The sequence below is a fragment of the Bartonella sp. MR100HLJHH genome (assembly GCF_042194215.1).
Taxonomy (GTDB): Bacteria; Pseudomonadota; Alphaproteobacteria; order Rhizobiales; family Rhizobiaceae; genus Bartonella; species Bartonella grahamii.
Window position 1 is genome coordinate 1 of sequence record NZ_JBHIMR010000016.1, and the last position, 20908, is coordinate 20908.

A 20908-nucleotide genomic window follows, 5' to 3' on the forward strand; every position below is an offset into this window, starting at 1 on the left:
GTCAGGATTTGATTTGATGATCTTTATCCAACCGTCGATAGAAACAACGGGTATGATGCCGCCGCCTTTTTTAGGGAATGCATAGATTTCTTTTGTTAAAGGGTTAAGTCCATAAGTATTGGCAACAAAAAGAAAAACGGCAAATTCTGCATTAGTGATGACACTAGCATTTTTATCTCCAATACAAGTTTTTATGATTGTGGCTCGAAATTCTTCAGCAGAAAATCCATATTTTTCTGCCATTTCTTTTAAAAAAGTAGAATTTGTCATCTTGATTTCCTACATTGCGCGCAATTCACCCGTGGCGTGAATCACGCTGGTGTTAAAAGACTGGTTTTGGGGTGTTAGAGTTTTGTCTTTACAGGTTGTACAATCCGATCAATTGGAATGCGTTTTATATATGCACAATGATCAGAATATAGCGTCAACAAGAAAGATTCATCTGAATTGGGTGGTATCATTTCAAATCTAGTGCATGCAAACGGTCTGAATTCGTATGAAAATGCAAAGCATTGCGATCCTATGAGTTCCATTGGCACGATATTCTCTTCACTTAAGAAGGCATCTATTTTGTCTTTAGAGATTATGGTATCTACATAGGGCTCGCCCTTATCTCCAGAGATCGTTATACAAAGTTCACCTGGATTGTGGGTATTTCTCACAACTAACTGCGAACACAAAGTAGGTTTAATTTCATATCTATACATAATAATTATCTTCTCTCGCTCGTTGTGATAATACTGCCTCCACGAACCTCTGAATCTCCGTAAATGTGTGCGTTACCATACACTTCTGCATTGCAATGAACACTTGCATTTTCGTAAACATGTGCTTTTCCAAAAATACGACCACCATATATTTTTGCGTTATGATGAATTGTTGCATTTTCATAAATATTTGCAAAATAACAAACTTTTGAGTTATCAAATACCTTGGCATTGTTGTAAACTTTTGCACCGCTATAAACCATGGCATCATCATAAACCCAACAGTCTCCTTCATGACTTAAGTTGCTCTCACTTTCTATAAAGCCGCCTAGGTCACCTTTCTTGATTTTTCCGAAGCTTCTCAATGAACGTATGCGGTGGAGAGTTCTGCCATCAAACTCAATTGTTTCATCAGTAAGTTCATATTTTTTTTCCATGATTACTATTTCTCACGTTCTTCGATTATGGTGGAGCCACTAATTTTACAATTTCCAGCAATGTTTACACGACAGCAAATATATGCTTGATTGTAAATTTTAGCATTTCCGTAAACGTGTACACTTTTCCCTATAACAGAATTCCCATAAATCCGCGCATAGTCAAAAACCTTGGCATTATCTCCAACATAAGCACCACCAACTTCGGCATAATCAGAAACTTGTGCATTGCCATAAACGCGTGCATTCCCATAAACCCGCGCATCATCATAAACTTTGGCATCACCGTAAACGTGTGCATTGCCAAAAATCCAACAGTCTCTCTTATGGCTTAAGTTGCTCTCTTTTTCTATAAAACCGCCTAGGTCACCTTTTTTGACATATCCAAAGTCTCTTAATGCTCTAATTCGGTGAAGAGTTCTTCCATCAAACACAATTTTTTCATCAGTAAATTCGTATTTTTTCATCTGGTCTTTTCTCCAGTTGAGATTCTTTTATCGCCATCAATCCAGTCGTCCCAACATACACATGCTTCACCATAAATTTTTGCATGACCGTAAACATGCGCATCACCGGAAACTTCTGCATTGCCGTAAACACGCGCCCTATCGTAAATGTGTGGCTCTTCGTAAACTTGTGCATTGCCATAAACTTCTGCATTATCAAAAATGTGCGGTTCACCGCAAATATATGCATCACCGTAAACTTCTGCATGACCGTAAATGCATGGTTCATCGAAAACTTCTGCTTTGCCATAAATACGAGAATTGCCGTAAACCTCGGCATAACCGTAAACTTGTGCATTTTCGTAAACCTTAGCATCATCATAAACCTTGGCATAGCCCCCAACCCAGCAATTGCCATCATGACTTAGATTGTCTTCTTTCTCGATATAGCCGCCAAGATCACCAGCCTTGACATCATCGAAATCCCTTAATGCACGAATGCGGCGGAGCGTTCTGCGCCCAACTTCGATTGTTTCATCAGTAAGTTCGTATTTTTTTTCCATGATTTTACTCCTTTAAGTTAGACTCTGCCTTTGTCGTTCTTGCAAAAGAACGGCATTGCATTGTGTGGTGAATTTTTTGAAAAGGAGGCGTCTTTTAAAAACGCCTTTAGCTTTTAAAGCACATCACAAGGACGCAAACGGTGTTGTTTTTCGTAAGAACCATACATTGCATCATCATATTCGCGCTGTTTTATATCATCTAAAAAAAAACCGTATGCTGAACTATGCGTAACAAAGTCGTGAGGAATGTTTCCGTTGAAACACTGCTCTTCACATTCTTTAAGATAGAATTCGGCAATATCTTCAGAGATGTCTTCGCAACGATTAGTCGTTGGTTCAATACGCAAAATTTGGACAGCATTATCGGCTTGGTCGATAAATTTGATCATGTCACTTTCTTCTAAGAAAGGACCAGATTTAGCGAGATTTTGCTCTTCATTTTCGCACATCACTAAGAGAATTTCATCAGAATTTATAAACACTGGTTTTGTCACAAATGCCTCCATAGAGCCTATTGGCAAAAGTTATTTTCTAAGATATGGAACTTATATTTCATTATTTATGAAAATTGTCAATATAAAAATTCAGAAAATATGAAATTTTAATAAAGTGTAGGTTAATTATGGATAAACTAATGTTAGAAAAACTTTGGAATTGTGGAGATAAAAAAGTGATGGCTGCTATTATTTTTTGTCTGAAGAACAAGAATTCTGAAGAATCGTTAAAACAGCTTTCTGAACTTCGGGATTTGCTTGATAATACAGTTGAATAAACTGTTCAGATTCTTTGATTAGAAAAGGGGGGATTTCGCCAAAAAAATCAATAATTTCTATTAATTCACTTGCTTTTATTGATCTTTTTGTACCTGAATCATGCAACATACTAGTTAAGGTAGATGGTAACACTCCTAAATGCTTGGCTAGCATTTTCTTACTACCATGACCATTTTTAGCTAATTGCGCATTAAGCCATACCTTTAACTGATCTGATTCCATAAAATACAAAGTCTTTCATATGAAATGAAAAATCAATAAAAAAAATATGAAATTTTATCTTGATAAAATTCATAAAATATGAAATTTTATCTTTATGAAAAAAGAACCTGCGTATACTATAATAAAATATCTAGGGGGGGCTGTTAACGTTTCGCGTATTTTGAAGAAATGTAAAGGTGCTGTTTATCGTATCACTTATTCTAAAGAGAAGGGTGGTTCTAATGGATTGTTTCCTTCAATTTATCAAGCGCAGTTATTAACCTACGCACGTGATCATGGGATAGATTTGCGTCCAGAAGATTTTTTTTATCCCGAGCGCTTGCAGAGATTAATGCAAGAGCAACACCCCCCAATTACGAAAATTTGCAAAAGTTCCAGCGTTGATAGCGCGGGTGAGACTTTGCAGCATTAAGGAGATAAAGATGAGTTCGAATGAGATTTTATGGATAGCAGTGGTTTCAGTTTTGCTCTTAAGCGGAGTGATGTTTCGTATTGCATTGCATTATCGCAACCAAGTTAAAGCACTTAAAGAGCGTGACGAGGAAATGGAAGAATGTGACGAGGAAATTAAACAACTGAAACAAAAGACTGAAGAGCATGAAAAGGCGTTCAGAAATGTAAGTGAAGTTGTAATGACACTAAAAGCAGATGTGCAATCACGTGATGCGGAAATTGAAGAACTGAAGCAAGAGATTGAAGAACGCGACGAGGAAATTAAAGAACGTGACAAGCTAATAAAAAAATTTAAGCAACAGACTGAAGAGCATGAAAAGGCGTTCAGAAATGTAAGTGAAGTTGTAATGACACTAAAAGCAGATGTGCAATCACGTGATGCGGAAATTGAAGAACTGAAGCAAGAGATTGAAGAACGCGACGAGGAAATTAAAGAACGTGACAAGCTAATAAAAAAATTTAAGCAACAGACTGAAGAGCATGAAAAGGCGTTCAGAAATGTAAGTGAAGTTGTAATGACACTAAAAGCAGATATTCAATCACGTGATACGGAAATTGAAGAACGTGACGAGAAAATTGAAGAACTTAAGCAAAAGATAGATGCGTACCGAGAAGAGTTTAAACGGAAAAGTGAAACGATAGAGGCACTCGAAGCAGATGTGCAATCACGTGATACGGAAATTCAAAGACTAACACAAGAGCTTAAGCCGCGTGATGAAGTAGTAAAAGCGCCGGCTCATAAGAATAAGAAGAGTAAGAAGAAGGGTAAGTGAGGAGAGAGGGATGAGTCCAGAAGAAATTAAGTATTTATCTAAATATATCACATTAATAATTTGTAACGTAGTGGCACTTTATCACGTTTATTACTTCTATAAAAAGACACAAAATTTAAGAGATGAGATAATGGAAAAAGATAAAATAATACACGAGCAAGAAAAGATAATTCAAAAATTATCTCCTTCTAACATTTTCTATTCTTCAAAAGATAGAAAAAAGCTAGGCCAAAACTTAGTTTGAACCACTCTTTCTGGGTGATTTGATGAAGTGTGTTCAATGATAAAGATTGGTACAGTTTCGATATTTGGTTTGAGGTGGCGAACTGTGAGAGTAAATAGTGCTTTTTCATGTCTTTTTAGACTAAAATAGCCGCATATGTCCTGAGAGTTTAAGTCTGCTCTAAAAGGGCTTTCAAACCCCATGTATTTTTCATTCTCAGGGGTAAAAGCTATTACATGATCTATAGAACCACCTTCAACAAATGCAAACGGACTTTTTTTATCTATCTGAAAATTATTCATTTTTATTGAATATTTTGTAGGATTTTTTATGATTACATCTACTCTAATAAAGAAATCTTTACCGCTCCTATATGCGTATGGTTTCCCATCTATAACAACCTTTAGATTTGGACCTAAGTCTCGCGTTTCTTTTTCTTGCCATAAGATGGTGAGATGTTTTTTTGCCGTTTCAGCTTGGCTTTCAAGGTGCTTTATTTGTTCATCTATTTTTTTAAAGTCTTGTTTTCTAAACCAAAAAAGGAAAATTCCATTAAGAATAGCAATGACAGTAGTATCTAATGCACTTATCCATTTAAGTATTGTTTCCATATCCTATACACCCTTCTTTCCTTCATTTTCGGAAAAAAACAATCTTATAAAACACGTTATGTATGGAGTGGCGCTGTGATTAACACGATTCTTTGTTTTGATCTAGGTACGAAGACGGGGTGGGCGATACGTGGTGCAAGTGGTGACATATTCAGTGGTACCGTGAATTTTCAATCGCGCCGTTTTGAAGGCGGTGGAATGCGTTACTTGCGTTTTAAACAATGGCTATCAGAAATAAAGCAGACAGCAGGTCAAATTGACGCGGTGTATTTTGAAGAGGTGCGTCGGCATGTTGGTACAGATGCAGCGCATGTTTACGGTGGTTTGTTAGCAACGTTAACGGCGTGGTGTGAACAGCATCAGATACCGTATGAGGGGATACCAGTAAGTACGATTAAGAAAGCGACGACAGGCAAGGGGAATGCGTCGAAAGAAGAGATGATTAAGGCGGTGCGTGCAAAAGGGCACAATCCGAAAGATGACAACGAAGCAGATGCTTTAGCAATTTTATATTTAGTTAAAGAAAGGGAATTGGGGTATGTCCAGTAAATTACCATGGACGAGGCTTTTTGCAGACAGATGGCTTGTTACTCTTGGTTGTTTGTCGCCGACCGAGAAATGTATCTATGTCATGTTGCGACTTCTAATGCTCCATACTGGTGAGCCTATTTTAAAGGACTTAAGGGTATTAGCTTTTTGGGTTGGTTATCCAGTAGAAGAGTTTGAAACAGCTTTGAATTCCTTGATTGAAGGTGGATTCATCATACGTTTAGACAATGGTGGGTTGTGGAATTCAGAAGTTGAAAAAGAACTCAACAGTCTCAGTGAAGAAGAGCTAGATAATTTCACTTGCAATAATAATAAAGAAAGGGAGGTGAAGTATGTCAACTAAGTTGCCATGGACGAGGCTTTTTGCAGACAAGTGGCTACTTGATCTTGCATATTTGCCAGCTTTTGAAGGTTTCATATATGTTAAGTTGCGCTTTCAAATGCTTCGCACAGGAGAGCCGCTTACGAATAATTTTAAAGTGTTATCTTTATTGGCTGGCTGCTCAGTAAAAAAATTTCAGAAGGCATTAGATCTTTTATTAGAAACTGGACATATCATTTGTTTAGAAGATGGTCGGTTGTGGAATCCAGATGTTGAATTAGAATTAAATGATAGCAAAGAGAAATCAGAAGCAGCAACAAAAGCAGCTCATTCTAGATGGCATAAAACAAAAGGTAAAAATGACAATAATCATATAAAAGAAAACGCATATGCGGATTGCATGCAGAGCGCATACGATGCGCATAGTGTTGCGCAATGCGAACGCAATGCCATTAACAATAACATTAACATATATAAAAAAAATAAAACTAACGTTTTATTAAAAAAAGAAATTGATTTTGAAGATTTAGAAACAATCGATTTGGTTGACGAGCCAATCGAGTGTGATGTTGAAAGCCAATCAGAGCAAACCAACCAACCTCCCATTCACGAGCAGACAAGCGTTCCTAAGAAAGCCAAGCGAAGTAAGGGGAAAAAAGAACTTGGAAGCGTACCAGAAGATTTTGAACCCGATTTGCAATACGCAATCGATAAAGGCTTAACGCATGATGAGGCGTTATTAGAATTCGAAAGATTTAAACTTCATTGGAAAGCCAACCCATGTCGAAATGCAAACAATCGCGATTGGCAAAGTGCTTGGTGTGGTTGGATTATTAACCAGAATGGAACGCTAGCCAAGAAATTAGAACAGGAGAAACGATATGCAAACGAACGCTATAAGCTCTCAACAAATAACTTCACAAACAGCCTTTCACAAAGCTTCAGTACACTCAAAGCAGCAATCACCACTAGCAATTCTTATGGATCAGAATGCAGCAGAGATACAGAGGCTATCAGTTCATTTGCAAGCACTTGCCAAGAGAGTGGACCGGAGTGTGTACCCTCCAACCTCTATGCATGGAAAGCCGTTGACGCTGGAGGAGAGATCGCAAGTTTTGCAAGACTGTAATCGCTTACACGCACTGCTTTCACGGAAAGTTACGGTTGAACATATCGAGGCGGTTGCTTATTTGCTTTCTGGTCTAAAAATACCGGCAAATATAGACCCTAATGTTATCGCTTTAAATTACAGCATAGCCTTATCAGATGCTTCAGAATACGCTCTAAAGCAGGCTGTTAAGGATATCATATGCGGAAAAGCAAAAGGATTATCGAAAACCTTTATGCCAACAGGAGCAGAGCTTGCAGAGTATTGCAGAAATTTGAAAGCAGAGCTTTTGTCGGGAGCATCAGTCATGAAATCGTATTTAAAAGCATCCGAAAAAACAGCAAAGTAGTGAAATTTGCTGATGCTTTTGAGAATAGACATGCGTTTAAATTGACAGAAAGGCACCGTACAGAGCGATTTAAAGATTTTATGATAAAAACACATTGAAATTAAAAACGCTTCTGTACAGTCCATTTTGAGGCAAATAAACCCATTGGTAAAGTTATGGATTTAGATAGGGGATATTAAACCAGATGTTTTTAAAAAAACGTAAACAGAAAGGGCAAAAAAGATTTGTAGCAACGGCGGTCGGTCATGCACCATGGGGATTAGGGGTAGCAGAGTATTTTTATAACCTTTACGAATATGATGATGGCACAAGAGAATACGAAGAATTTGACGGTGGTCAGTATCATGAGATGCCTGAGAAAGTTGATTACAGTACCAAGGCGCAAGTGAAAGCATGGGTTTATGGGGGTGGTATTCCGCAAAGCGTTCTCAATTACGAACCTCTTATAGACGAGATCAATAAAGAGATCAAAAAATTATCAAAAACCGCAGGAAATAAATATGTTTACAGATAAGCAGCTAAGAGCCTTGTTTGGTATTATAATTTTTATATTTTTATGTTTTTTAGGAATTAAAAAAAATCCCTACTTTATTCAAAGTATTTTGATATTTGCATCTTTTGGTTTGATAATAATAACAAATATTTTTGTAATTTTATGCAATTCTCATATTCCTTTTGAGTTGCAGAACAATCCAAAATATAAAAAAGATGATGATACAACAGGTTGGAAGATATTAACACGTGATTTACAACAGTATATGCACCGACTCTTAAAGCTAATAAGTTTAGCACTTGTCGTTTTAATTTTTCCAAATAGTTATACTGTATTTTGGTATTTAGATATCGTTATTTGGTACTTTTTTTTAATTTATTCATTCTTTCTCATGTTGCATACACGCAGTTTAATAAACATGTCCATTTACGCACTACATTTTTATACTAAAAACCAAAAGTAAAATTTAAAAGCACTTGATATTCAATGATGTAGGTATCAAAATGAAAAAAGTGGAAAAAATAAAAAATACGTATTGACATTAAAGAAAGGTTCGTTTAAAAAGGTTGATAAGTGCTTAACAACACTAATAACTAGCGAGTAAACCACGAAAAGGTTTCTCCCATTTCTTAAAATACTGGCTTTCTTTTATGCTGTCTCTAGCATATAACGATTTTGTCGGGTGTGGTCACATCATACAATACTCTTTATGAGAAAAGTGTGACGGCGGACTAGTTACCGTGTTTGTTAGCACCCGGCGCCCTTTTAGGGGCGTCAATAACAAATCTAAATAACTAGGATTACTAGCATGAAAGCTACAGTTAAAAATCAAGAATCTTCCTTTTTTATTACAGATGATAATGGCTCTTTTAAAAAGAGAGAGTTTGCAAAAAAATACGAATTTACAGGCGAGACAATTGAAGTTGGTTTTAAGACACTTCATAGAATTAGAGCATTAAGAGATTTTGGAGATGTCAAAAAAGGGGAGCTCGGCGGCTTTATAGGTAGTGAATACAATTTATCGCATCATGGCAATTGCTGGGTCGGAGGTAAAGCCAAGGTTTATGCTAATGCACGGGTTTACGATAATGCCGTTGTAAGTGGTTATGCTCATGTTAATGTGGAAGCTTGTATTTATGAAAACGCCCGTGTTTATGGCAAGGCGGTTGTAGGTGGCTTTGTTTATGGAAATGCTGAGGTTTATGGTTTTGCACGTATTTATCCTCGTGCAAGAATTTATGGGAATGCGCACGTTCATTATAATGCTTGGGTTTTTAATGATACACATATTTTTGGTAATGCCAAGCTTTCTGGATATGCTTGCATTTATGCTGATGTAAAAGTTTATGGTAATGCCAAGGTTCTAGGCTTTTCAAAACTTTATAAAAATGCACACGTTCATGGGAACGCTGTTATTGAAGGGCATGCTGAAATTCATGGGATTATTTATGGTAATGCAAAAATATCAGGTTATTCAAAAATTTATGGGAAGGTTTCAGGCAAGGCAAAATTAAGAGAGTGTGATTTTGTTCATAGGGAAGGTGAGGTTTATAGTGGCAATAAAGTCATATATAACTCGAATAATATTTTAGAAAAAGCAGCATAAGACAGCAGCGGCGGTGCGGGGGCGCCTCCTTATAACCATTTCATTCAAAATTTGTTTAAATATTAGATTAGGAGTTACCTATGAACGCTAAAAATGTATCTAAAAAATATGAAATTACAGACGAAATTAAAGAAGTTAAAGATGCTGAAACCCGTCAACCTAAACACTTTTATCGCATTAAAGCTTTAAGGGATTTCGATGATGTCAAGGCTGGTGATCTTGGTGGCTTTATTGAAAGTGAAGATAATCTCTCACATGATGGTAATTGCTGGGTGTATGATAATGCTATAGTTGCTGTGAATGCCGTCGTTTCTGAAAATGCAAAAATACGTAATGATGCCATTATTGCTCAAAATGCTAAAGTTTATGGTAATGCTATAGTGAGTGGAAAAGCTAAAGTTTATGGTCATGATACCCATGTTTATGGCAATGCACAGGTTTCTGATAATGCGAGTGTTAATGGTAGTATGTGGGTTCGTGGTAAGGGAGTAGTTTATGGCAAGTGCGTGGTTAATGATAATGCCAAGGTTTATGGTGATGCAAAAATTTGTGGTCAAGTTTGTAACAATGCCGTGGTTTATGGGAAAGCCTTTATTGCTGTAAATGCAAAAATTTATGACAATGCCAAGGTTTGGCATAGTGCTGATGTGAGTGGCTTTGTTTATGGCAATGCAAAAGTATCAGGGTCTGCTTATATATATGAGGGTGCTCATATTTTTGATAATGCAAGAGTTTATGGAAAAGCGGTTGTTTACAAAGATGTTAAGATTTATGGCAACGCCGCTCTTAAGGAAAAGAAAACATTTCGTGATGATGTTTGTAGTAATGATGTAATCACTGAAAGAGCAGCGTAAATGACGGCGCGGGGGGCTGCTTTATAGCAAAAAAGCCGCGTCAAAATGAATTGATACGGCTTTTATGATCAAAACAGCTAGCGATCTAAATAAACGATTAAAATAACCAATCGAAATATAAAAGAACATCTCTTTATTGCACAAAACGTATCAAAACGCAAGCTGTTAAGTAAAATAAAAATGAGATTCATTCTTTAGATTCAGTGGGTTATAATAAATTTCGTTTGTAATTACACCCCATAATGTGTTATACTATCATCAGTTGTGAGTTTGTTTTGTTCTAAGTACTATTTTCCATTAAAGGACAGAAAACAAATGCTTAATAAAGTGATTTTAATTGGTCATTTAGGTGCCAATCCAGAAAGCAAAACAATGTCATCTGGCATCGAGGTGGTCAATTTTCGTATAGCAACGTCTGAGAGCTATATAGACAAGGCAACCAATAAGAAAGTAGACAAAACTGAATGGCATTCCATTGTGGTGTTTAATCCACATTTGGCAAAAGTAGCACTTCAGTATCTCAGTAAAGGTAGCAAAGTTTATATCGAGGGGCGACTACAAACTCGTAAATGGCAAGATAAAAACGGTGTTGAACGGTATGTAACAGAAGTCATATTGCCTCAGTACAAAGGCGAGTTAAAGCTTTTAGATGGCAAAAATGATGATAATCAAGAGCCGTCATCAACTTATGACAGAAGCATTTACAGACTTCTTGATACACCCCATACCGTTATGAATGACAGTGTTCCTTTTTAATAGAGGGTATTTAAATGTCTGATAAGCCGCCGCTCCATACCTTTAGTGCAATCTGTAAATCTAAGCCAGTTTATAACTATACTATTACAGAGCAAGAGATAAAATCATTACAACATAATAATAAGATTGAGACATTCTGTAATATATCATCAGACTTTCTAATTGTAATGATGGTCATTATCTTCGTGTGGATGATACGTGATGATGATGATTGGAAAAAATTAGCAGCCTTTGGTATATCAGTAGTGTTACTGTTATTTGTAGTGATTTTGGGTGGAGAGACACGGTCAAACTCAGAGAAAATTTGGGAAAACGTTAAACAGGTGCCTGAGGTTATCTGTGAAAAAAAATAAAAAAAGGGGACGCCCTAAAATAAAAGGGCAGGTAAGAGAACCAAACGGACGTATATCACGTGCAAAAGCACCGCGTGAAGCCGTTGATAAATTGGCAATAGAAATGCGTGCAAAGCGCTTCGGTTTAACGCTACAAGAGGCAAAAAATCCACTTTCTGGTACTTATATAGGGCGACTTTGTTTGCAAGGTGTAATAACACAAGAGCAATATGATGCCGCCCAGCAGTATCTACAGATAAGAAACGATTACCTTTGTGCAAAAGGCTTGCCTAATGCAATTTATGACGAAATGCCGTCATCTTCAGATGATAAGGCAAGAGATAAATGGGTAGCATTTGCAACAGAGCAGTTTATAAACACGCAAGAGGCACTAAAAGAAGCACAATGCCTCTATAGACAGTATAATCTTCATGCAGCACTACAGTACCTCGTTATAGAAGATCAAATGCTATCACACCTTGTGAATTCACTGCGCGTTGCTCTTAATGCTCTTCGAAAGCATTTTTATTAGAGACTTTTTCTTCATCAGGTTTATCATTATCTGAACATGCAATCATTGCAACCCTAATGAAATAGCCAATTAATATTATTCCTGATACTATTGCCGTTATTATTGCCGTCGTTTTGCTCCAACAAAGACCTGCCAAAAATATAGATATTACGCAATATATTTTAACTATAAGTCCAGAATAGACTTTAATATCTTCCGTCGGAGGATTGAATGTGATTAGGATCGCAATAATAGAACATACTACAGCTATTAGCATCAATACTGATGCTATATCGATCATATCAGGATTCCAACCGAGAAGCCACGTAAGAGACCATAAGATAAGCAGTGGTAAAAATACTGCAGTGCTGTATGAAATTGCTTCTCCCCATGTGTTTCCGTTTGATTTGAGGTTATAAATTGTAATCAATACCAGAAACGCTATTATTAAATACAAGCTATATATAAATCCTAAGAACTTTGCTCCTATTATTAATAGAAAAATAAGACCTCCAATCATAGCGGCACCTATACCGTAACCAATTATAGCACATAAGGCTTCCAGTATAATTCCAATAAATGGAAGTAATAGTAGAATACATAAGATAATTAATACGATTGTCATGTTTATTGCTCTTTAATTGGTTTTATTGGAATTATCACTAACTGATTCCCTTTGAAGTTATCAATATGTGTTATTTTAGTGTTGACAAAGTGTAGCAAATCGTATTTAATGACATTGCTGTACTTAGGCGTATTTTGTCTAGACGAGAGGCAGTGCAGTTTGGAATCCCCGCAAATGCGGGGTTTTTTATTATTTGGAGGGCGTATTTTATGACATCAGAAAATACACAGCAGGCTCCACAACCGATTAAAAAGCGTATACCACCAAAGGCAGGTCAAGGGCGTGTCAAAGGCGTTCCGAATAAGATGACGCGCATTTTAAAAGAAGCAGTGGTTAAGGCTGCTGAGAATGCTGGGAATAAAATTGGCAAGGATGGTTTGATCTCTTATTTGGAAAAGCAGGCTATGGAATGTCCAGCGGCTTATTTAGCGTTGCTTGGTAAGGTGTTGCCTTTGCAAGTGACAGGGGAAGATGGGGGAGCCGTTAAGATGATAACGCGTGTAGAAATCGCGCCTTTAGTGAATGACGACACGACAGATTAATATTGTACCAAAACTCATTCCTATTTTTGCAGGGGATGCTTTGGTACGAGCGGCTTGGGGTGGACGAGGGTCTGGGAAAACAAGATCATTTGCCTTGATGGCTGCTTTAAAAGGCTATCAATTTGGTAGGGAAGGGATATCAGGCACTATACTTTGTGCACGGCAGTTTCAAAACTCGCTAGCAGAAAGTTCATTGGAGGAGATTAAACGCGCCATTGAAGCGCATGACTTTTTAAAGGACTATTACAAGGTTGGGGAGTCGTCGATTAAGTCGATAGATGGTCGTATAGCCTTTCAGTTTTCTGGTCTTGACCGGAATATTGCAAGTATCAAATCCATGGGGCGTATTTTGCTTTGTTGGGTTGATGAGGCAGAGCCCGTTACAGAGACAGCTTGGCAAACGCTTATACCGACGTTGCGTGAAGAGGGAGAGGGGTGGAGAGCAGAGTTATGGGTGACATGGAACCCATTGCGAGAGAATGCCCCCGTTGAGAAGCGGTTTCGCTTTTCAGACAATGAGGCAATTAAGCGTGTTGAGATCAACTGGTCAGACAATCCGAAGTTTCCCAAGATCTTGAATGAAGCGCGGCTTGATGATCTTAGAAACCGCCCCGAGACTTATAAGCATATTTGGGAGGGGGCTTATCTTACAGCGGTTCAGGGTGCTTATTATCAAAAGGAAATGTTGGCAGCTGAGCAAGAGGGGCGGATAGGGCGTGTTGCTCGTGATCCTTTAATGCAGATACGCGCCTTTTGGGATATTGGGGGCACGGGTGCTAAGGCAGATGCCACAGCGATATGGATAGCACAATTTGTTGGTAGAGAGATTAGAGTGCTTAATTATTACGAAGCACAGGGACAACCGTTATCAGAGCATATAGGCTGGTTGCGTCAAAATGGCTATGAGAAGGCATTGATGGTTCTTCCCCATGACGGTGCGACGAGAGATCGTGTGCACAATGTGAGTTTTGAGAGCGCTCTTAAACAGGCAGGCTTTCAAACAAAAGTTATCCCTAATCAGGGAGCAGGGGCTGTTAAAATACGTATAGAAACAGTCCGCCGTGTTTTGCCTTCTGTTTGGTTTAATGAGAAGACGACGGTAGCAGGACGCAAGGCACTGAACTGGTATCACGAGAAATGGGATGAGAAGCGTAATATTGGCTTGGGAGCAGAGCATGATTGGTCCAGTCATGGGGCAGATGCCTTTGGACTGATGTGCATTTCATACAAACCACCAAAAGAAATACAAAAGCGACCAGCTTATAGCGGCAGAACGGAATATGATAGTACCTCATGGATGGCAGAATGATGCATGATGATGAACATTTAGACAAAGAAAGTAACGCATCAGATCTGTCGACAGAAGGCTTATTTCGTAAGCTTGTGAGCTGGTACAAAGAAGATGTGGAGCATGTGAATAAATGGCGTGAACATGCACGGGAGGATTTTGGTTTTTACAATGGTGATCAATGGAATGAAGAAGATTTATCGGCGTTAAAAAAGCAACGCCGCCCCGTTATGACCTTTAATCGTATTGCTCCGCTTGTGAATGCTGTTGTAGGTTCAGAGAGAAATAATAAGCGAGAAGTGCAATTCATCCCCCGTCAAATAGGCAAGGCATTGCCAAGTGAATTGCTTACCGGTGCGGCAGAATAGTTTCGGGACATGGCGCATGCAGAATACGCTGATAGTGACGCTTTCCAAGATGCGGTTATCTGCGGCATGGGGTGGACTGATACACGGCTTGATTATGAGAACAGCCTCGATGGTGAACCGGTAATTACGCGTTTAGACCCACTGAAAGTGGTCTGGGATAGTGCGGCAGTGCAACCGAATTTAACCGATGCGCAACGTTTGTGGTATGTGGACCGCAAGCCTTTGGAAGTAGCCAAGCAGATGTTTCCCAAATCTCATTGGACAGAGTTGAGTGCAGATTGGGCAAGGGATGGGAGCTCTCATGAAGGTGTTCACCATAATGATCTTGATTATTACAGTGATGAAGGGAGCATTGATGTTGAAAACGGTCGTCGGATGGTCACGCTTGTTGAATGCCGTTGGTTTGAAAGCGAGAGGTATTACAAGGCAGCTGATTTAGAAACGGGTGAACTTCGTGACTATAGCGAAGAGGAATTTAAGCAGCTCCAATGCATGATGCCTAATATTCAAGGGGCGGCTTTCAATAAAAAGGTTGTAAGACGTGTTTTTTTAGGGAGGAAATTGCTTGAATCCCCAGATCAACCATTGGTTCCAGCTGGTCAATTGGGTTGGGAGTGTATAACGGGATATTTTGACAAGATAGAACGTCAGTTTTACGGTGTTGTACGTCCGACGAAAGACCCGCAACGGTGGGCGAATAAATATTTCAGTCAAGTGATGTATATCCTTAATAGCCAATCCAAAGGGGGGCTTATTGTCGAGGAAGGGGCGTTTAAGGACATCAGGCAGGCTATGCAAGATTGGGCGCGGTCTGATGCGTTGCTAGTTGCTGAAGATGGCGCCCTTGCACAAGGAAAGATCCAACCCAAACCCGTAGCAGAATTTCCAACGGGGTTTTTCCAGCTGTTTAATGAAGCTAAGGAAGCAATTAATCAGGTGACGGGTTTATCCCCCGAATTCATTGGCACAAGGGAAGTGACACAAGCGGGTATTTTGGAGGCACAACGACGCCAATCCAGTTTAAATCTGCTTGCTTGTCTGTTTGATGGCTTACGTTTGTATCGCAAGCGGCAAGGTAAGATTATTTTACACCTTATACAGAATTATTTGTCTGATGGTCGTTTGGTACGGATATCTGGTGAGGAGAATGCGCAATATATTCCATTGACGCGTGAAGAAGTAACGAGTGTCGAGTATGATATTGTAGTTGATGATGCGCCAACGAGCCCAAATGAGAAAGAGCGCACCTTCGGTATTATCACACAGCTTTTACCGTTACTCCAAAATGCGATTACGCCGGATATTATGCTTGATCTACTTCGTTATTCTCCATTGCCGGCGTCATTGCTTAATCGCGTCAGTGAGAAGTTCCAACAGCAACAAATGGCACAACAACAGCAGATGGACCCCGAGCAGGAAATGAAGTTGCAGGAAAAGCAACAAGACTTAGAGACGAAAGCACAGATGCATCAGATGGATTTGCAAGGCAAGCAGATTGAATTGTTCATGCGTCAAAAGAGAGCAGAATTAGAAGCAGAAATGATGCAACAGCGCCATGACATTGAACGGCAGAAGCTTCTCAATACTCAGGCACACAATCAGATCATGCGAGAGCGAATAGCATTACACAGAGGTATGCATAGTTGAGAAAGGTGAAAGAATGAATGCAGAAATGAATGAAGCTATGAATGAAGATTACAGAGTTGGAGCACCGGTCTTTGATGATGAGAGCTCTTTTGATGCTGGCACTTATGATGGTGAAACGATTGATAATGATGACATTACGTCTCCAGAGCCGGTTTTAGAGACCGTTGAAAAGCCTTCAGAGATTGTTCCTAGTATAGAACAGCAGCGTGCGGAGCAACAAGCCAAACAAGCTCGTGAAGCGCTTGTCAAGCTTTATGAACCCCAATCCCAGACGCCAATGGTTGAAGGTGAAAATGCACCCCCAGACCCTACACAAGACATTATTGGTTATATGGGTTGGATAGGAAAAAAGATTCGAGAGCAGGATGCGTATATTAGGGAACAGAAAGAAGCGCTAAGACAAGCTGAGGAACAGCAGCAGCATGATATACGTCTTGGTCAGTTTTTCAACAATTCTGTTAAGTCGTTTCAAAATAAATCCAGTGATTTTGGTGATGCTGCAAATTTTCTTTATGAGAAGCGTGCGAAGGAATTGAGTTCTTGGTCGTCACTTTATCCTGAGTATGCAGATCCAAACACAATTTCTGAGATCATAAGGAATGAATTGCGTACGATTGTAGCGACTTGTGCACAAAGAGATCTCAATCCGGCAGAAGAGATTTATAGAATAGCGCAAAATCTTGGCTATCAGAACCAAGCATTACAAGCGAATAATCAAGTTGCAGAACTTCAAAGCCGTCAGAATTCTGCGAGAACCTTAACGGCATCTGGAGGAGGGGGCGTGACGGGTCCTATGACCAAAGAGACACTTGCGAATATGTCTGAGAAAGAATTCAATGCTTGGATATCAAATCCGAAGAATGAAGCCCGTTTTTATGAAATTATGGGTGCAGATCCTGATTAGGCAATAAGTTTTACAACATAATCCGCCTTGATGCGGGTTTTCCACCGGCTTTAAGCCGGTTTTTTTACAGCAAAGAAAGGTGAAATCAATGGCAACAACACATATAGGAACCCATGATCCGCAATCGGTGAAATTGTGGTCACAGAAATTAAGCAATGAAGTTTTGAAAGCGACAAAAATTGCTCCTCTGATTGGCAAAAGTTCGAACAGCATTATCCAGCTTTACAACGAAACCCATAAGAGTGCAGGGGATAGCGTTACGTTTAGTCTGCTTGTCAATCTGTTTGGGGACGGTGTCACGCAAGGCGAAACCTTAGAGGGCAATGAAGAAGCGCTTCAATTTATGAATGATCGGTTGGTGATTAACGAGCTTTTACATGCAGCACGTGTAGCGAATGATGACTCGATTGACCAACAGAGAATTCTCCCCAATTTACGGAAAAAAGCCAAAGAAGGTTTAGTTCGTTGGTATGCCAATCGTTTAAGCATCATGTTCTTTCTTCAGGTATGTGGTTATACACCCCGTACGATCAATGTTGATGGTCGAGAAGTGTATATTAAGCCGGTTCATTATGGCTTTAATGAAATCATGGCACCAAGCAGTGAACGTATTATCCGCCCAGAAGCAAAAACCAAGGATGAAGATCTTACAGAAAAAGCCAAACATAGCTTTAGTCTTAAATTGATTGATGAAGCGGTTAAACAAGCCAAACTTGCCAATCCGCAAATTTCTCCAGTTCATGTCAATGGTGATGATGTTTATGTCCTCTATTTGCATCCAACACAAGTCATGCAATTGCGAACCAATACAGCCGTTGGTGAGTGGTTAGATATTCAAAAATCGGTTTATGCAACCTCTCGTGCGAAAAACCCAATCTTTGATGGTTCACTGGGCATGTATAATGGTGTGATTTTACGTGAATCAGAGCATGTCACCAATGGTGTTAAATCCACGGATAGTACACGTCTTGCAGGTGTGCGCCGTGCTGTTTTGCTTGGAGCGCAAAGTGTCGTTATGGCATTTGGTAAGAGTTACGGTAAGACCCGCTATAAAATCGAAGAAGAAACCTTCGACTACAAACGCGAATACGGTTTTGGAGTGCATACAATTATGGGCATGAAGAAAACGCGTTTCCAAATGCCCGGAAGAGCACAAGGAGCCCAAGATTTTGGAACGATAGTTATCCCCACCTACAGCGGTGAAGTTGAGTGATGAGGAAAGGAAATAGGACATGGTAGATGGCGTAACAGGACACTTACACGGCAGAGATCTTCATACACATCAGGTCAGTTTTTTGCGTTTGAATATCTCGCATAAAGATAAGCATTTGACACGCAAAATCGGGACTTTACCGCGTGGTGCAATGATCCTTTCGATTAAAGCGTTTGTGAAGACAGCGTTTTCGGATGCGAAATTAAAGATAGGTAGCACCTATGGGGGTAATGAGTTTAGTGAAAAGGATATCAAAACCCAAAGCACTCAAGATTTTACATCAACCAACCAAAAAGAGTTTGTTTCAGAAGATCAAGAGCTTACGCTTTATGCAACACGGGATAAAACAACCGCGGCTGGTGAGTGTGTTGTGGTCGTGCAATTCGTGACCAATCGTTGAGAGGTATAGGGGAAGGCTTAATTCCCCTCACGATTTATGGAGCAGATTGTACAGAGAGTTGCAAATTAAGGGCAGATAAGACAGCGACTAAGGTAGAAAGTTTAGGGTCACCTGTTTTGCTTAAAGAGCGGTATAATCCACTGCGTTCGCGATTGGTTTCTTTTGCTAAGGCACTCATATTTTGTGCTCTAGCAACAATACCAAGGGCATCCGCTATATGAGAGGCATCACCAGTTTTGAAGGCTTCATTTAAAAAGACTTCTTGAGATTCTGGTGTTGTGAGGTGTTTTTCAAAGTTAAAGGTTTTCAATTTCATTTTTAAGATCCTCTAAAAGAGATAAGGCTTTTTGAATATCACTGGATTGTGTGGATTTGTCACCACCACAAAGCAATATAATGATTTTATCGCCTTTTTTTGTAAAATAAATTCGGTAACCAGCACCATAGTGGATACGTAATTCACCTATACCATTAAAAAACTTTGCATCACCCAAAAGCCCTGAACGAATTCTATGAAGCCTTGCAAGAATTATATTAGCAGCTTTTCTGTCTTTAAGTTTTTCTAACCAGTTATCGAATTCATCTGTTGTTTTTATTATCGCTACCATCAGTGCACTATACTACACAAAATATATAATATCAATAGTAATAATTTTTACTGAAAGGTATTTTGATGACACGTCATTATATTCGGGTTAAGACCGGAGGACCGATACCAGTAAAGCGAGATGTTTATCGTCATAAGAGGACACTTTCGCACCTTGTGTCGGTCATTCAAGATGAGATTGATGACATAGCCGATGAGTATGTTCATCAAATCCAAGAAAGTATTTTTGCAGCCATTCGTTTTTGTGAACGGGAGACCTTTTACTTTAACGAAAGCCGTGATGTGGTGTTTGAGACACGGGCGGGACAAGGTGTTTATGATGCAAGCACTACCAGCCATATCGAAAGTGCTGTTAAAATCAAAAACGTTTATCTGAGTTCGATAACATATTATGCATAAAAAACTAATAAAGTCAATAGTTTGTGTGAAATTATTTTATATGAATCCACTTAAGAATCCATTCTTTTAGACGTGATTCATTTGACCATTTTTTATATAAGATTGCCATGTATGAATAGACCCTAAAAAGCTAAGCATGATGCAAATATTATAACGCATGTGTGCATTCAAATGAAATGAAAAGCAGATATCATTCATAACAGTTTATAAATTTATGATACGTTTTTATCACAGCACAAATTACATTGTTTTAAAATTTAATTGTTTGGAATTATCGATAACATACGTTTAAAGATCACATCTTGTTTTAAAGATTGGATTGTTATCACATGATAAAAACATAAAATTAATGAAAATACGCTTATGAAAGCATTTTCTAAATGCACGTTTAAACGTTTGAAACTGATGTTTATAACAGTTTTTAAAGCCTTGCGTTTGATAAAATCGGTTGTTTATTGTCTTATGAGAGATTGTTTTGAAAACCAATGCTCGTAAATGTAAAAAACGGGTTTTGTTAAAGCTACCGAGCGTTTTTATTTGTTTGATAGCCATAACAAGCGTTTATAGGCTCTCTCATTCAAATGAGTGATTAAAGATCATACGCACCATTTACGTTTCTTTTAATAAGTTTTTATATCTATAATAGAGCGCTTGCAATATGATACGTTTTGTATATATGCATTCATTACTCCATTGTGGTTGATTCATTTTAATCATTAGAATAGACATTTGAAAGCCGCGTCATATTAATTGGCACGGCTTTTTTTTATTTTACTCTCTCTTTTATGATATGTTTATAGCAATGCATTTTATATGCGTTTATAACC

At 38.6% G+C, this 20908-nt stretch carries 28 protein-coding genes and 2 pseudogenes; 20 read left to right on the forward strand and 10 right to left on the reverse strand.

Going from position 1 to position 20908, the window contains the following annotated elements; all coding sequences use genetic code 11:
* The 6 genes from ACFIJ7_RS08095 to ACFIJ7_RS08120 form a co-directional block, all read right to left on the reverse strand.
* On the reverse strand, positions 1-270 hold a 270-nt coding region (locus ACFIJ7_RS08095; RefSeq protein WP_375644996.1), incomplete at its 3' end, for a recombinase RecT.
* A gap of 442 nt (positions 271-712) precedes the next feature.
* Positions 713-1144: a hypothetical protein gene (locus tag ACFIJ7_RS08100; RefSeq protein WP_375644997.1), complete on the reverse strand. Its 432-nt coding sequence runs from the start codon at positions 1142-1144 to the stop codon at positions 713-715.
* 5 nt (positions 1145-1149) lie between these two features.
* Entirely contained in the window at positions 1150-1611 is a 462-nt protein-coding gene (locus tag ACFIJ7_RS08105; RefSeq protein ID WP_375644998.1) for a hypothetical protein, read from the reverse strand.
* Positions 1608-2153 (reverse strand): hypothetical protein, encoded by a 546-nt coding sequence (locus ACFIJ7_RS08110; protein ID WP_375644999.1) that lies wholly within the window; start codon positions 2151-2153, stop codon positions 1608-1610. Before ACFIJ7_RS08110 ends, ACFIJ7_RS08105 begins: the two co-directional genes overlap by 4 nt.
* A gap of 113 nt (positions 2154-2266) precedes the next feature.
* Positions 2267-2647 carry a hypothetical protein gene (locus ACFIJ7_RS08115; protein ID WP_375645000.1) on the reverse strand — a complete coding sequence of 127 codons (381 nt, stop codon included), beginning with the start codon at positions 2645-2647 and terminating at the stop codon, positions 2267-2269.
* A 189-nt stretch (positions 2648-2836) separates the two neighbouring features.
* Positions 2837-3148 (reverse strand): XRE family transcriptional regulator, encoded by a 312-nt coding sequence (locus ACFIJ7_RS08120; RefSeq protein ID WP_114647946.1) that lies wholly within the window; start codon positions 3146-3148, stop codon positions 2837-2839.
* Positions 3149-3242: 94 nt separating this feature from the next.
* Between ACFIJ7_RS08120 and ACFIJ7_RS08125 the strand changes: the two genes are divergently transcribed.
* Positions 3243-3560 (forward strand): hypothetical protein, encoded by a 318-nt coding sequence (locus tag ACFIJ7_RS08125; protein WP_375645001.1) that lies wholly within the window; start codon positions 3243-3245, stop codon positions 3558-3560.
* Positions 3561-3570: 10 nt separating this feature from the next.
* Positions 3571-4374, forward strand: coding sequence for a hypothetical protein (locus ACFIJ7_RS08130; protein ID WP_375645002.1), 804 nt, complete (start codon positions 3571-3573; stop codon positions 4372-4374).
* Between the two features lie 198 nt (positions 4375-4572).
* Here ACFIJ7_RS08130 and ACFIJ7_RS08135 read toward each other — a convergent pair whose 3' ends face one another.
* Complete coding sequence (locus tag ACFIJ7_RS08135; protein ID WP_375645003.1) at positions 4573-5208, reverse strand: hypothetical protein; 636 nt, start codon at positions 5206-5208, stop codon at positions 4573-4575.
* A gap of 75 nt (positions 5209-5283) precedes the next feature.
* Between ACFIJ7_RS08135 and ACFIJ7_RS08140 the strand changes: the two genes are divergently transcribed.
* From ACFIJ7_RS08140 to ACFIJ7_RS08190, 11 genes are all read left to right on the forward strand, one after another.
* Positions 5284-5757, forward strand: coding sequence for a crossover junction endodeoxyribonuclease RuvC (locus tag ACFIJ7_RS08140; protein WP_375645004.1), 474 nt, complete (start codon positions 5284-5286; stop codon positions 5755-5757).
* Positions 5747-6100 carry a DUF1376 domain-containing protein gene (locus ACFIJ7_RS08145; protein WP_375645005.1) on the forward strand — a complete coding sequence of 118 codons (354 nt, stop codon included), beginning with the start codon at positions 5747-5749 and terminating at the stop codon, positions 6098-6100. The genes ACFIJ7_RS08140 and ACFIJ7_RS08145 overlap by 11 nt, the downstream gene beginning before the upstream one ends.
* Complete coding sequence (locus tag ACFIJ7_RS08150) at positions 6090-7208, forward strand: hypothetical protein (RefSeq protein WP_375645006.1); 1119 nt, start codon at positions 6090-6092, stop codon at positions 7206-7208. The genes ACFIJ7_RS08145 and ACFIJ7_RS08150 overlap by 11 nt, the downstream gene beginning before the upstream one ends.
* The gene (locus ACFIJ7_RS08155; RefSeq protein ID WP_375645007.1) at positions 7195-7536 is read left to right on the forward strand and encodes a hypothetical protein; all 342 of its coding nucleotides are present in this window, start codon (positions 7195-7197) and stop codon (positions 7534-7536) included. Before ACFIJ7_RS08150 ends, ACFIJ7_RS08155 begins: the two co-directional genes overlap by 14 nt.
* A 184-nt stretch (positions 7537-7720) precedes the next feature.
* A complete protein-coding gene (locus ACFIJ7_RS08160; protein ID WP_375645008.1) occupies positions 7721-8050 on the forward strand; it encodes a hypothetical protein in 330 nt (109 codons plus the stop codon).
* Positions 8037-8492, forward strand: a complete 456-nt coding sequence (locus tag ACFIJ7_RS08165; RefSeq protein WP_375645009.1) for a hypothetical protein — start codon at positions 8037-8039, stop codon at positions 8490-8492. The genes ACFIJ7_RS08160 and ACFIJ7_RS08165 overlap by 14 nt, the downstream gene beginning before the upstream one ends.
* Before the next feature lie 345 nt (positions 8493-8837).
* Positions 8838-9635, forward strand: a complete 798-nt coding sequence (locus ACFIJ7_RS08170; protein ID WP_375645010.1) for a hypothetical protein — start codon at positions 8838-8840, stop codon at positions 9633-9635.
* An 80-nt stretch (positions 9636-9715) separates the two neighbouring features.
* Complete coding sequence (locus ACFIJ7_RS08175) at positions 9716-10489, forward strand: hypothetical protein (RefSeq protein WP_375645011.1); 774 nt, start codon at positions 9716-9718, stop codon at positions 10487-10489.
* Positions 10490-10804: 315 nt separating this feature from the next.
* The gene (gene ssb, locus ACFIJ7_RS08180) at positions 10805-11245 is read left to right on the forward strand and encodes a single-stranded DNA-binding protein (protein ID WP_375645012.1); all 441 of its coding nucleotides are present in this window, start codon (positions 10805-10807) and stop codon (positions 11243-11245) included.
* Positions 11246-11259: 14 nt separating this feature from the next.
* Entirely contained in the window at positions 11260-11598 is a 339-nt protein-coding gene (locus ACFIJ7_RS08185; protein ID WP_375645013.1) for a hypothetical protein, read from the forward strand.
* Positions 11585-12109: a hypothetical protein gene (locus ACFIJ7_RS08190; RefSeq protein ID WP_375645014.1), complete on the forward strand. Its 525-nt coding sequence runs from the start codon at positions 11585-11587 to the stop codon at positions 12107-12109. Before ACFIJ7_RS08185 ends, ACFIJ7_RS08190 begins: the two co-directional genes overlap by 14 nt.
* Here the strand turns inward: ACFIJ7_RS08190 and ACFIJ7_RS08195 are convergent.
* Positions 12081-12713: a hypothetical protein gene (locus tag ACFIJ7_RS08195; RefSeq protein WP_174888842.1), complete on the reverse strand. Its 633-nt coding sequence runs from the start codon at positions 12711-12713 to the stop codon at positions 12081-12083. The genes ACFIJ7_RS08190 and ACFIJ7_RS08195 overlap by 29 nt on opposite strands.
* Positions 12714-12922: 209 nt before the next feature.
* On the opposite strand from ACFIJ7_RS08195, the gene ACFIJ7_RS08200 reads away from it, so the two are divergent.
* The 6 genes and pseudogenes from ACFIJ7_RS08200 to ACFIJ7_RS08225 all read left to right on the forward strand — a co-directional run bounded on the left by ACFIJ7_RS08200 (position 12923) and on the right by ACFIJ7_RS08225 (position 19075).
* On the forward strand, positions 12923-13255 hold the full coding sequence (locus tag ACFIJ7_RS08200) for a hypothetical protein (RefSeq protein WP_375645015.1): 333 nt from the start codon (positions 12923-12925) through the stop codon (positions 13253-13255).
* The gene (locus ACFIJ7_RS08205) at positions 13236-14564 is read left to right on the forward strand and encodes a PBSX family phage terminase large subunit (protein ID WP_375645016.1); all 1329 of its coding nucleotides are present in this window, start codon (positions 13236-13238) and stop codon (positions 14562-14564) included. Before ACFIJ7_RS08200 ends, ACFIJ7_RS08205 begins: the two co-directional genes overlap by 20 nt.
* Positions 14549-16558, forward strand: a pseudogene (locus ACFIJ7_RS08210) (portal protein). Before ACFIJ7_RS08205 ends, ACFIJ7_RS08210 begins: the two are co-directional and overlap by 16 nt.
* A 13-nt stretch (positions 16559-16571) precedes the next feature.
* The gene (locus tag ACFIJ7_RS08215) at positions 16572-17462 is read left to right on the forward strand and encodes a hypothetical protein (RefSeq protein WP_375645017.1); all 891 of its coding nucleotides are present in this window, start codon (positions 16572-16574) and stop codon (positions 17460-17462) included.
* An 88-nt stretch (positions 17463-17550) separates the two neighbouring features.
* Entirely contained in the window at positions 17551-18675 is a 1125-nt protein-coding gene (locus tag ACFIJ7_RS08220; RefSeq protein ID WP_375645018.1) for a N4-gp56 family major capsid protein, read from the forward strand.
* 19 nt (positions 18676-18694) lie between these two features.
* On the forward strand, positions 18695-19075 hold the full coding sequence (locus tag ACFIJ7_RS08225; RefSeq protein WP_114648093.1) for a hypothetical protein: 381 nt from the start codon (positions 18695-18697) through the stop codon (positions 19073-19075).
* 34 nt (positions 19076-19109) lie between these two features.
* Here the strand turns inward: ACFIJ7_RS08225 and ACFIJ7_RS08230 are convergent, their stop codons facing one another.
* Both ACFIJ7_RS08230 and ACFIJ7_RS08235 read right to left on the reverse strand, forming a co-directional pair.
* Positions 19110-19391 (reverse strand): addiction module antidote protein, encoded by a 282-nt coding sequence (locus ACFIJ7_RS08230; protein WP_273788712.1) that lies wholly within the window; start codon positions 19389-19391, stop codon positions 19110-19112.
* Entirely contained in the window at positions 19372-19683 is a 312-nt protein-coding gene (locus ACFIJ7_RS08235; RefSeq protein ID WP_017196508.1) for a type II toxin-antitoxin system RelE/ParE family toxin, read from the reverse strand. Before ACFIJ7_RS08235 ends, ACFIJ7_RS08230 begins: the two co-directional genes overlap by 20 nt.
* Before the next feature lie 65 nt (positions 19684-19748).
* On the opposite strand from ACFIJ7_RS08235, the pseudogene ACFIJ7_RS08240 reads away from it, so the two are divergent.
* Positions 19749-20063, forward strand: a pseudogene (locus tag ACFIJ7_RS08240) (hypothetical protein); the annotation flags it as partial.
* Positions 20064-20908 lie beyond the last annotated feature (845 nt).

Excerpts from the sequence above, each read along its gene's own strand:
- ACFIJ7_RS08185 (WP_375645013.1), top strand. The coding sequence starts at position 11,260 with ATGTCTGATAAGCCGCCGCTCCATACCTTTAGTGCAATCTGTAAATCT.
- ACFIJ7_RS08165 (WP_375645009.1), top strand. The coding sequence starts at position 8,037 with ATGTTTACAGATAAGCAGCTAAGAGCCTTGTTTGGTATTATAATTTTT.
- ACFIJ7_RS08100 (WP_375644997.1), bottom strand. The coding sequence starts at position 1,144 with ATGGAAAAAAAATATGAACTTACTGATGAAACAATTGAGTTTGATGGC.
- ACFIJ7_RS08105 (WP_375644998.1), bottom strand. The coding sequence starts at position 1,611 with ATGAAAAAATACGAATTTACTGATGAAAAAATTGTGTTTGATGGAAGA.
- ACFIJ7_RS08195 (WP_174888842.1), bottom strand. The coding sequence starts at position 12,713 with ATGACAATCGTATTAATTATCTTATGTATTCTACTATTACTTCCATTT.
- ACFIJ7_RS08110 (WP_375644999.1), bottom strand. The coding sequence starts at position 2,153 with ATGGAAAAAAAATACGAACTTACTGATGAAACAATCGAAGTTGGGCGC.
- ACFIJ7_RS08175 (WP_375645011.1), top strand. The coding sequence starts at position 9,716 with ATGAACGCTAAAAATGTATCTAAAAAATATGAAATTACAGACGAAATT.
- ACFIJ7_RS08135 (WP_375645003.1), bottom strand. The coding sequence starts at position 5,208 with ATGGAAACAATACTTAAATGGATAAGTGCATTAGATACTACTGTCATT.
- ACFIJ7_RS08230 (WP_273788712.1), bottom strand. The coding sequence starts at position 19,391 with ATGAAATTGAAAACCTTTAACTTTGAAAAACACCTCACAACACCAGAA.
- ACFIJ7_RS08170 (WP_375645010.1), top strand. The coding sequence starts at position 8,838 with ATGAAAGCTACAGTTAAAAATCAAGAATCTTCCTTTTTTATTACAGAT.
- ACFIJ7_RS08200 (WP_375645015.1), top strand. The coding sequence starts at position 12,923 with ATGACATCAGAAAATACACAGCAGGCTCCACAACCGATTAAAAAGCGT.
- ACFIJ7_RS08130 (WP_375645002.1), top strand. The coding sequence starts at position 3,571 with ATGAGTTCGAATGAGATTTTATGGATAGCAGTGGTTTCAGTTTTGCTC.
- ssb (WP_375645012.1), top strand. The coding sequence starts at position 10,805 with ATGCTTAATAAAGTGATTTTAATTGGTCATTTAGGTGCCAATCCAGAA.
- ACFIJ7_RS08205 (WP_375645016.1), top strand. The coding sequence starts at position 13,236 with ATGACGACACGACAGATTAATATTGTACCAAAACTCATTCCTATTTTT.
- ACFIJ7_RS08235 (WP_017196508.1), bottom strand. The coding sequence starts at position 19,683 with ATGGTAGCGATAATAAAAACAACAGATGAATTCGATAACTGGTTAGAA.
- ACFIJ7_RS08120 (WP_114647946.1), bottom strand. The coding sequence starts at position 3,148 with ATGGAATCAGATCAGTTAAAGGTATGGCTTAATGCGCAATTAGCTAAA.
- ACFIJ7_RS08160 (WP_375645008.1), top strand. The coding sequence starts at position 7,721 with ATGTTTTTAAAAAAACGTAAACAGAAAGGGCAAAAAAGATTTGTAGCA.
- ACFIJ7_RS08225 (WP_114648093.1), top strand. The coding sequence starts at position 18,695 with ATGGTAGATGGCGTAACAGGACACTTACACGGCAGAGATCTTCATACA.
- ACFIJ7_RS08145 (WP_375645005.1), top strand. The coding sequence starts at position 5,747 with ATGTCCAGTAAATTACCATGGACGAGGCTTTTTGCAGACAGATGGCTT.
- ACFIJ7_RS08125 (WP_375645001.1), top strand. The coding sequence starts at position 3,243 with ATGAAAAAAGAACCTGCGTATACTATAATAAAATATCTAGGGGGGGCT.
- ACFIJ7_RS08220 (WP_375645018.1), top strand. The coding sequence starts at position 17,551 with ATGGCAACAACACATATAGGAACCCATGATCCGCAATCGGTGAAATTG.
- ACFIJ7_RS08150 (WP_375645006.1), top strand. The coding sequence starts at position 6,090 with ATGTCAACTAAGTTGCCATGGACGAGGCTTTTTGCAGACAAGTGGCTA.
- ACFIJ7_RS08215 (WP_375645017.1), top strand. The coding sequence starts at position 16,572 with ATGAATGCAGAAATGAATGAAGCTATGAATGAAGATTACAGAGTTGGA.